At 36.6% G+C, this 9,840-nt stretch carries 9 protein-coding genes; 4 read left to right on the forward strand and 5 right to left on the reverse strand.

The genetic code is table 11. From position 1 onward, the window contains the following. Positions 1–128 precede the first annotated feature (128 nt). The 5 genes from H6G44_RS19520 to H6G44_RS19540 all read right to left on the reverse strand — a co-directional run bounded on the left by H6G44_RS19520 (position 129) and on the right by H6G44_RS19540 (position 4,185). Entirely contained in the window at positions 129–1,196 is a 1,068-nt protein-coding gene (locus H6G44_RS19520; protein WP_190388216.1) for an LOG family protein, read from the reverse strand. 318 nt (positions 1,197–1,514) lie between these two features. After that, positions 1,515–1,847, reverse strand: coding sequence for a thioredoxin (gene trxA / locus H6G44_RS19525; protein ID WP_190388217.1), 333 nt, complete (start codon positions 1,845–1,847; stop codon positions 1,515–1,517). Between the two features lie 271 nt (positions 1,848–2,118). Next, positions 2,119–2,307, reverse strand: coding sequence for a hypothetical protein (locus tag H6G44_RS19530; protein WP_190388218.1), 189 nt, complete (start codon positions 2,305–2,307; stop codon positions 2,119–2,121). A gap of 26 nt (positions 2,308–2,333) precedes the next feature. Beyond that, complete coding sequence (locus H6G44_RS19535) at positions 2,334–3,497, reverse strand: GuaB3 family IMP dehydrogenase-related protein (protein ID WP_190388219.1); 1,164 nt, start codon at positions 3,495–3,497, stop codon at positions 2,334–2,336. Positions 3,498–3,636: 139 nt separating this feature from the next. Then, positions 3,637–4,185: a YdcF family protein gene (locus H6G44_RS19540; protein ID WP_190388224.1), complete on the reverse strand. Its 549-nt coding sequence runs from the start codon at positions 4,183–4,185 to the stop codon at positions 3,637–3,639. Between the two features lie 986 nt (positions 4,186–5,171). On the opposite strand from H6G44_RS19540, the gene H6G44_RS19545 reads away from it, so the two are divergent. The 4 genes from H6G44_RS19545 to H6G44_RS19560 all read left to right on the forward strand — a co-directional run bounded on the left by H6G44_RS19545 (position 5,172) and on the right by H6G44_RS19560 (position 9,810). After that, entirely contained in the window at positions 5,172–6,257 is a 1,086-nt protein-coding gene (locus H6G44_RS19545) for an AI-2E family transporter (RefSeq protein ID WP_190388220.1), read from the forward strand. A 169-nt stretch (positions 6,258–6,426) separates the two neighbouring features. Then, entirely contained in the window at positions 6,427–7,110 is a 684-nt protein-coding gene (locus tag H6G44_RS19550; RefSeq protein ID WP_190388221.1) for a hypothetical protein, read from the forward strand. A gap of 23 nt (positions 7,111–7,133) precedes the next feature. Then, a complete protein-coding gene (locus H6G44_RS19555; RefSeq protein ID WP_190388222.1) occupies positions 7,134–8,987 on the forward strand; it encodes a hypothetical protein in 1,854 nt (617 codons plus the stop codon). A 1-nt stretch (position 8,988) separates the two neighbouring features. Beyond that, on the forward strand, positions 8,989–9,810 hold the full coding sequence (locus H6G44_RS19560; protein ID WP_190388223.1) for a DUF1802 family protein: 822 nt from the start codon (positions 8,989–8,991) through the stop codon (positions 9,808–9,810). Positions 9,811–9,840: the final 30 nt, after the last annotated feature.

The raw sequence follows: 9,840 nt of genomic DNA on the forward strand, positions 1-9,840 counted from the left end.
GGTTAATGCTATTACTGATGAAAATGCTCTCAATTGGTTTAATCATTGTGGATTGTTTTTTGACCCTATTTAGATAGCTATTCTTGTACTGGACTTGATATCAAACTGCTGTAATATCTTGGTATAATCTATTTCCTTTCTGGATGTAATACTTCCTCTGGAGTTGTACCCATCTGATTAATTACCGCAATCATTTGATATAAACGCCCTAAATCTCGTTGGTTAAAATTCAAAACTAACCGAGGTAAATCAGAGGTTTCGTCTTGTTCCTCTTGTGGTAGTGCTTGACTTTTAATAATTTTACCTGCCACCAGGATATCATTGAAATCAGTATTCAGTAATTCCACTTGAGCATCTGATAGATCTTCTCTCAATCGGATCACCAATTGATCAGCAACATAACGACTAGAGTGATAAACTCGGTAAAATTCGGTGATGGCATGACAAGCAACTTCTAGATTATCTGTAATAGTGTATAAACTCGGATCATTTGGACTAATAAGCCCTGTTTTTACCAATTTTTCATTAATATATTCACCCCAAGAATGCCAATAATCACCTCCTGGTTGATCAATTAATACTAAAGGAATTGGTCCAAATTTGCCTGTTTGACTTAATGCCATACATTCAAAAGCTTCATCTTGAGTACCAAAACCACCAGGAAACAAAGCCACAGCATCACTTTCTTTGAGGAAAAATAACTTGCGAGTGAAGAAGTATTTAAAATTAATTAGTTTAGCATCATCTTTAATAATTGGGTTAGCTTGTTGCTCAAAGGGTAACTGAATATTTAAACCAAAGGAATTTTCCCTACCAGCGCCCTCTTGACCAGCTTGCATAATCCCCCCACCACCACCTGTCATAATCATAAATCCTAGCCCAGAAACAGCACGACTGAATGCAATTGCCATTTGGTATACCGACGAATCTGGCGCTAGACGAGCAGAGCCAAAAATAGTAATTTTCCGAACATGACGGTAGTTATAAAACAACTGGAAACCACATTCCATATCTGCTAAAGCGGCGGATAGTATTTTCCAATCAAGACGTTCAATATCACTATCAGCAAGACGCAAAATTGTGGTGAGTGATTGCTGAATAAACTGCCGATGTTTTAGAGTTGGTAAACGGTCTATTAATTCAGCAATATCCGCTTGGAGAGAATCTAATGAAGAAAAAGACGCTTCAGGGGTCATACTTACTGCCGCAATAATGGCATTATATTCTAACTCAAGTTACTAGTACAATGGGGCGTAAGTCAACTAACAATAACTAAAAATCCCTAAAAGGCTTATGTAATTTGCTGTTGGAATTTACTTAGCTGTACTAGTAACTTAGGTTATTTTACATGATATTTCCCATATTGACTGTAATTATTACAATACAGGTTTCTCAGTAAATAAGCTTTATAGTCTCTTGATGGTGACTATGTTCATTTTATCATCAAGCCGTCAAGGATGGGGCTTGTATCCCGCATTTTTGGTCAATGAATAACTCTAACAGGAGTTTGTTGCCTATGGGGTTGTAAGATACTTTTCCACAGTGGTAGATAAGGTTGTTTTAGGGACAGCGCCGACAACCATATCTACTTTTTCTCCACCTTTGAAAATCATTAATGTAGGAATACTGCGAATACCATACTGACTAGCAATTTGAGGATTTTCATCAGTATTAACTTTGACAACTTTTAATTTTTCTCCATACTGATCAGCGATTTCATCTACAACAGGACCTACCATGCGGCATGGACCGCACCAAGGTGCCCAGAAGTCAACTAATACGGGTACGTCGCTATCGAGTACCTCTGCCTTAAACGTAGAATCTGTAACTGGTGCTGCTGCTGACATACCTAAAAACCCTCACATAAGATATTTCTGAGCTTGGTGAAAATTCTACCATAGCAAAAATGTCCTCTTAAAGGCAAAGGATGTATATTTCTAAGAAATTGGAAAATGAATCCCTAACATAAGGAACCGCCCGAACATTAGTCCGGGCGGAGTGTGGTGTGAGGAGTGAACGGAAACATTTGTCTCCGCCAACTCTATTGTAGGCTAGATATGTGATTTTTCCAGTCATTCTGAAAGTTGTTGTTCGTTGTCAGTTGTCGGTTGTCAGTTGTTAGCATAAAACCCTTACCAATGACCAATGACCAATGACCAATGACCAATGACCAATCACCAATGACCAATGACCAATCACCAATGACCAATGACCAATCACCAATGACCAATCACCAATGACCAATGACCAATGACCAATGACCAATGACCAATGACCAATGACCACTGACCACTGACCACTGACCAATCACCAATCACCAATCACCTTTTAAGTTATTTACCCATGCCTAACTGTTGGGCTTTTTGGTAAACCTTACCCTCAGTTAACAGAGAAGGAGCAATGACCACCTCAACTTGCTGCATTTCCTTAATGTTTTTAGCGCCTAAAGTTCCCATACTGGTCTTTAAAGCTCCTAAAAGATTATGAGTACCATCATCTAAACCTGCTGGTCCTCGGAGTATTTGCTCTAGAGTTCCTGTAGTACCAACACGAATCCGAGTCCCACGAGGTAATACGGGGCTAGGAGTTGCCATACCCCAATGATAACCCCGGCCGGGGGCTTCGACGGCTCTAGCAAAGGGAGAACCAATCATCACACCGTCTGCACCACAGGCGATACATTTACAGATGTCTCCACCGGTGATTAAACCACCGTCAGCGATGATGGGGATATATTTTCCGGTTTCCCGGTAATAATCATCTCTAGCGGCTGTACAATCAGCGATCGCTGTAGCTTGAGGTACGCCTACACCCAGCACTCCACGAGAGGTACAAGCTGCACCAGGTCCAATACCTACTAATACTGCCGCAGCCCCAGCTTTCATCAACTCTAAAGTGACTTGATAGGTTACACAATTCCCCAAGGCCACGGGAATGGGCATAGAACGGCAAAATTCAGCTAAATCAAGGGGAGTAACAGATTCTGGGGAGAGGTGAGCAGTAGAAACTACGGTAGCTTGGATAAAAAATAAATCTGCTCCAGCTTTGGTTACTACTTCACTATATTTGCTCGCACCTGCTGGAGTGGAACTAACTGCTGCAATACCACCTTGTTGTTTAATTTCCTGAATACGTTTTTCAATTAATTCCGGCTTTATTGGTTCGGCATATAATTCTTGCATGAGGCTGACAAATTCATCTTTGCCCACAGAGGCAATCCGATCTAAAATCGGTTCTGGGTCAGCATAGCGAGTTTGGATACCCTCTAAATTAATTACTCCCAATGCCCCCAACTGGGACAAGCGAACAGCCATTTTTACATCAACTACACCATCCATTGCACTGGCAATAATCGGGATTTCTCGCTCAATATTGCCAATTTTCCACTTAGTATCAGCTAAACTCGGGTCGAGGGTTCTGTTACCAGGGACTAAAGCAATTTCATCAATTCCATAGGCTCGACGAGCCACTTTTCCGCGCCCAAGTTGAATTTCCACGCTTTAAATTCTTCCAACACTGTTTAAGCTAGGGTATCAAATTGTGGTGATATTGGGAATTGTCCGCCAATTAAAAATTAAAAATTAAATATCTCAAAAATCGCCTCCCTCATATCCCCACTAACTTAATCTTCATCTATCACTTATTTTTACCCTGAACGGTTGCACCTCGCAGACTATTAGCACCAGTATAACCTGTAGCTACCCAAATAATTGCCCTAGCACCATCCCGAATAGACTTTTCAATGGGTTCTGGTGAATTTTTTGAGGGAACTGATACGGGTTTAAAATTCATACCTCGACTACCTAAAACAATTTCACCAACGATAGAAGCACGACGCATATGAAAATCAGATGTAATTAAATAAATACTTTTGATGCCACGAGACTGCAATTCATCTACTATGGTGGTAAAGTTGGTAACTGTGTCTACGGCCTCATAATCTAAGTTTAAACGCCGGGGATCAATTCCTGCATTAACAAATATCTTTTTGGTATGCTGAGGTGGACTGCCTCCAGATATCCAGATGGGTATATTTGGATATTGATGCGCTAATTTGGCTGTAAACTTTTCCCTTTCTAAAAAGCGAGTAGAACCACCCAAAACTAATATTGCTTGTGGTTGTACAAATTGGTTTTGTATTACTTTGTACCCGCACCAAATCAATAATGGTAGAAAACAAGCCATAATCCGCATAAATTTATCTGTAAACGGTAGCTTGTTTAACGCTCTATAGATATGTCTATTCGGACGAGAATTTTCTTTAAAAATCAGCACAATAAACGATAATTATGATGGTTAATATCGGTTTTGGCAAGGTAGACCTGAAAATAATTTGGTAATTTCGTATCTTTTTTGTAATCAGATTTAAATTTTTAAGTAGTTCAGTATGAGCAATATCCACCTTTATTGGGGATAATTAACGCCAATCTCACTAAACTCACAAAAATGCTCACAATTACAAAAAAAGGGAACAGGGAACAGACTCTTATACACCAGTTTAAAGCTCAGTCAAAAAAAAGATGTTTTAAAAAGATGCGTAGCACGAAAAAAACAGTGCCATTATTTCAATTTCATGTTTTTAAACATGAGTTTTTACTGTTAGAAAGTTGCCCGTTAAGAGTTCCTTCTGAATAATACCTTATCAATTTTCTGTAGGTTGGTTTAAGAAATACCACAACCCAATGCTCATGTTTGGTTTTACGTTTTAATTCAACCTACAAATCAAGGCCTTTGCCAATTTAAACAAGGTATTAAGTTACTCAAGTGTCTACTTTTTGTCAAGTTTTATATTTAATGACTATTGTAGAAAGTGGAGAGCAAGGTTTAAATTAGTATATACCCTATAAAATTATGTGTTTGCTGTACTATTATGGAAAATCAACACGGACACGCTACTCAGTCTAGCGCATTTTTGCTAAAACTGTTATTATTTTCGATTTTACTTTCGCTATTAATTAAATATGCTGCTCCGTTTTTATCGATTTCAGCAACTATAGCCAATGTACTAATTATGGTTTTATCACCGACTATGATCATGGCAACTGTTTTAATATGGCGAATACGAACACAAAAACAAAATTAACAGCAAAAAATATAGTTAGTGCTCCTAAAATTAGTTAATCTAATGGCATTAGCATAAAAAGCATCTTACTAAGCAGGGGGGCTCGTTTGTGAACCTTGGTCAATGGATAGGTTTAATCGCCTTAGGAATATCTTTATATATATTATGGCATCTTAGGGACGTTTTGCTACTAATATTTGCTGCTGTTGTTTTAGCGACGACTTTAAATCGGTTAGCACGACGCTTCCAAACTTTAGGAATAAAACGAGGACTGGCCGTTTTATTGGCTGTGGGGATTTTCTTTGCGGGTGTGGTCTGTTTTTTCTGGTTTGTTGTACCACCTTTTGTCCAGCAATTTCATGAACTCACCTATAGAGTTCCCCAAGGATTTAAAAGTTTTAATAATTGGGTTGATGTCCAAAGATCTCATATTCCTCCACAATTATTACCCTATATACCGAATTTAAATAGTTTAATTGAACAAGCACAACCGCTATTTAATCGCCTATTAGGTAACTCTTTTGCCTTTGTTTCAGGATCTTTAGAGGTTGTCCTGAAAATTTTATTAGTCCTAGTTTTAACAGGAATGTTTTTGGCTAATCCTGATGATTATAGAAAAGTATTTATCCGGCTATTTCCCTCGTTTTATCGTCTGCGGGTAAATGGGATTTTAGATAAGTGTGAAGTTTCTTTGGAGGGATGGGTTACTGGTGCTGGAATTGGGGTTTCTGTGGTTGGTATTATGAGTTTAGTGGGGTTATCAATTTTAGGTGTAAAAGCTGCATTGGCCTTGGGAGTATTAGCGGGATTTATGAATTTAATTCCTAATTTGGGTCCGACTATGAGTGTATTACCAGCTATGGCGATCGCTCTTTTAGATAATCCCTGGAAGGCTCTTTTTGTCTTTATTCTCTACTTTATAATTCAACAAACTGAAAGCAATTTCATTACACCTTTAGTTATGGCACATCAAGTGTCTTTATTGCCAGCGGTTACTCTTATTTCTCAATTATTCTTTGTCACATTTTTTGGATTTTTAGGATTATTTTTGGCACTTCCTCTTACTGTTGTGGCAAAAATTTGGGTTCAAGAAGTTTTAATTAAAGATGTCTTAGATAAATGGGTTCATGATCAGGAAGATCATCAAGAATTATCAGTAATTAATGAATTTTCTAATGGAAATGATGATAATTGAAAATGGGTTTTGTCCCCATTTTTGGTATTTTTCTTTTTCACTAATGTATTTTTTCGCTAATATGTGATTTTTTAGCCTCAGTTTTCTTTCTTATTTCCGTAATTTACCTGTGTGAGCTAAGGGTGCTGAATGTGGTTTATAATAATTCAGTCATTTAACGCATATCATCATGAGTTTAAAGAATCAGGATTTACAGGGGAGTTACGCTAAAACTCGCTTACTGCTTGCATTGTGGGAATTAGGAGCAAATGAACAGAAGGTAGCTAAGGGTAAATTAAGCAAGCGGGTGGTGTCTAAGGGTCAGAAAATAACCGACTATCAAGGTATTTTAGAGGATTTGCAAGAGCAGGGAGCTATTACTATCCTTAAAAAAGGATCGGCAATTAGTTATACTCTCAATTCACCAATAGGGTTGGATGTGTTAGGTGCTGGTTTACGTAGTGATGAGTTTGAGTTTGAATCAGGTAAGACTATAGGAACTTGGGTAGCTAATGCGTTATTGCGGTGGTTTCGTCAGGTTGGTGTGGTTGTAAATAAGACCGTCGTATTAGATAATGGGGTTAAGGTTGAGGTAATTGGTTCTTATGAAGAGTTTAAATTAGAGATTCTTGATTTATTTGACAAGTTAGACAGAAGCTATAGTCATGCTGGGTTAGTTCCTATTTGGCAAATACGCAAAGAGGTAGGAAATCGGTTACAACGTGATCAATTTAATACTTGGATCATGGATATGCAAGCAGAGCAATTATTATATCTCCAAAGTGGAGAAGCACGAGGAGCAACTGAAGAACAGAAACAAGACTCTATCAATAGTGAAATTAGAGGTCTTTTATTCTTCGCTAGTAAACCTTGATAAAAGTAAAGTAGAGAAAAATTATGTCAAACACAGATAAATATGCCTTATTTGAACAAGCACGTCAAAAATCTGTAAATCCTTTTAGTTCGATTCCAGTAATTTCTGAGGATGCAGTTTGGGGCGATGTTGTTATTCATGATTTACCTGGACTTAATCAACATATTGATGAAAGAATTTTTGATGCAATTACTGAAGTACGTCAAAAATATTCTCCTAAAATTGGAATTGCAATTAAAGGTGATAGAGGTACTGGTAAAAGTCATATTATCCATAGGTTATGGAAAAAAATAACACAAGAAGGAGGTTCAGTTTTCGCCTATATTGGTCCTTATGCTAATCCTAAACGAATTAATTCTCATGTACGTTTTTACTTGGCTGATAGTTTTACCCATCAAGATAGTCAAGGAATTACCCAATGGCAGAAATTAGCAGCAGCAGCGATTAATACTTTAAAAGGATCAGAGTTTGAGGATAAATATCGCTCATATATTGAAAAATGTAATTCACCTGATGAGTTACGAAAATATATTGTAGCTAGTCAAAGTAAAGCTACTCTATCAGGCTTTTTTGATGAATTGGTGGAAGCAATCTTAGAAAATCAAACTGGAATTGATTTCAATTTTCTCAGAGCAATATTATTTTTATTGTTGAAAAACGTCAAAGTTGCTCAAATTGCTTTAGCCTGGATTAAAGGTGAGGATCATTCAGAAATTAAAAAATTAGGATTACCTGAATTTTCAGTTGATTTACAAGAAGACAAATCTATCTGGATGATGCAACAAATTTGTAAATTAGCTGAAATAGCATCATTGCCAGTTTTAATTTGTTTTGATCAACTAGATAGTGCTGGTACTGATAATGATTCTGGAGATAGTCCTGCTCAAAATGTTGCTAAATGTATCGATCAAATTTATCTTAAATGTACTAATGTAATTCTCATTTGCTGCGTTATTAGTGACACATGGAGAGAAATTGAACAAATGGGAAGTGGTATCCCAGATCGAGTTGGACAAAGATCAGTTAAAGCCCAACCACCTACTACTGAACAGACTATAGAATTGGTTAAACTCAGACTAGATTGGTTTTATAAAAATAATAATCTCAACTCTGAAGATTATCCTCATTTATATCCCTTTGAAGAAAGCAAAATTAGACATATTGCTAGTGAATCTGCTGGTGCGCGTTCTCTGATGACATGGTGTGCTGATGAATTTGAAAAAGTCATAATCCAAAAACGAGATTTACCTCTAATAATTAGTCCAGTAATACGACGAGAAGATGAAGATGAGAAGAAGAAGAAAACTTTTTTGGAGAAGTACCAGGAGTTACTTAAACGCATTCGTATACCCATGAAAGATGATGATCAATTAGCAGCAATAATTTTCTGTGCTATGACTATGATTCCTAATGGTGGTACAGCAAATGTAGTAATTCAAGAAGTTAAAAAAATTGCTGATGCAACACATGATTTACATTTTATTATCTCTGGTTATGACTGCTTGCATAAATCCCAGGTTAAAATTGGGGTAAGAATATGTGAAACGACAAATGGTAAAACATTTAATGCTGTAATGACGAGATTAGTAAACTACGATAAATACGGACTTACTCGTGGTTGTTTAATCCGTTCTACTGATGTTCCGAGAAGTTGGAAAATTGGATATGCGCTAAAAGAAAAACTGGAAAAAGAACAGGGAGGTGAAGTAGTGGTTTTGAAAAAAAATGATATGAAACCTCTAGTAGCGATTCAGAAAATTTATGAACAATCTGAAGACTATGGATTTACTAAAGAAGAAATAAAACAATTTGTGAAAGATTTAGGTCTTGCTGCTGATAATCTATTAATTTGTGAAATTTTGAGTGCGCCGGTGTGATATGAGTATTCAAATAATAAATGGAATTCAATTACCAGCTTTTGATGTGGAAATGCTGGCTTTGGGAAAATTGATCGTAGTACCTTTTAAACAGTTTCAACCTGAAGGTAAAGCATCTTGGTTATATCCATGTCAACAACTCCCAAATAACCTCAGTTTAGAGGAATATTATCAACCTGAGTATTTAGCAAAAGCTAGAAATTCCTGGGCTAAATATTCAACATACCCTATTCATCTTAAATTTTGGGCGCGTTGTGAATATCAATGGCGTATTAATCCTGAGCAAAAGGATATTTTACCGAAAATTGCACAATCAACAATTTGGAATTTGACTGCTTTAGAAAATATATTTGAACAGCAGAAAGTTCTCAAGTTGTTGATATTGCGAGTTTATCATCTTTCTAAACCTTGCATAGTTAATACACCAACAGATACAGGTTCATTTTATTGGACTAAATCAGAGGATACAATAAGCAATGCAAATGAAAATGATATTGCTGTGGTTTCTGATTCTAGTTTTAGCCAACGGAAAAGCCTAATTTTATCTGGAAATATTTCTCCATATCAAAATATAGAAGCTTTACAGTTTAAATGTGAAAATATTTCAGAAACTAACCAAGACATTAAAAATCTAAATCATGACATTAAGCAATTTTTAGGCTGGTATAGTGTTCCACCTATTCCAAAATTAGATCAAAGTTTAGCTTGGATAAAAACCATTGCAGCATTAGGAGATAGAACAGAAATGTTGAATGTCGTTACAAAACTTTACATATTTAAGTATACTAGTATTATCAAGGGTAAAAATGTCAACATTTCATAATATCTTCCATCCAATGAACATAACTGATTT

It is taken from the genome of Aphanizomenon flos-aquae FACHB-1287 (assembly GCF_014698755.1).
Classification (GTDB): domain Bacteria; phylum Cyanobacteriota; class Cyanobacteriia; order Cyanobacteriales; family Nostocaceae; genus Dolichospermum; species Dolichospermum flosaquae.

Excerpts from the sequence above, each read along its gene's own strand:
- H6G44_RS19560 (WP_190388223.1), top strand. The coding sequence starts at position 8,989 with ATGAGTATTCAAATAATAAATGGAATTCAATTACCAGCTTTTGATGTG.
- H6G44_RS19550 (WP_190388221.1), top strand. The coding sequence starts at position 6,427 with ATGAGTTTAAAGAATCAGGATTTACAGGGGAGTTACGCTAAAACTCGC.
- H6G44_RS19520 (WP_190388216.1), bottom strand. The coding sequence starts at position 1,196 with ATGACCCCTGAAGCGTCTTTTTCTTCATTAGATTCTCTCCAAGCGGAT.
- H6G44_RS19555 (WP_190388222.1), top strand. The coding sequence starts at position 7,134 with ATGTCAAACACAGATAAATATGCCTTATTTGAACAAGCACGTCAAAAA.
- H6G44_RS19540 (WP_190388224.1), bottom strand. The coding sequence starts at position 4,185 with ATGGCTTGTTTTCTACCATTATTGATTTGGTGCGGGTACAAAGTAATA.
- trxA (WP_190388217.1), bottom strand. The coding sequence starts at position 1,847 with ATGTCAGCAGCAGCACCAGTTACAGATTCTACGTTTAAGGCAGAGGTA.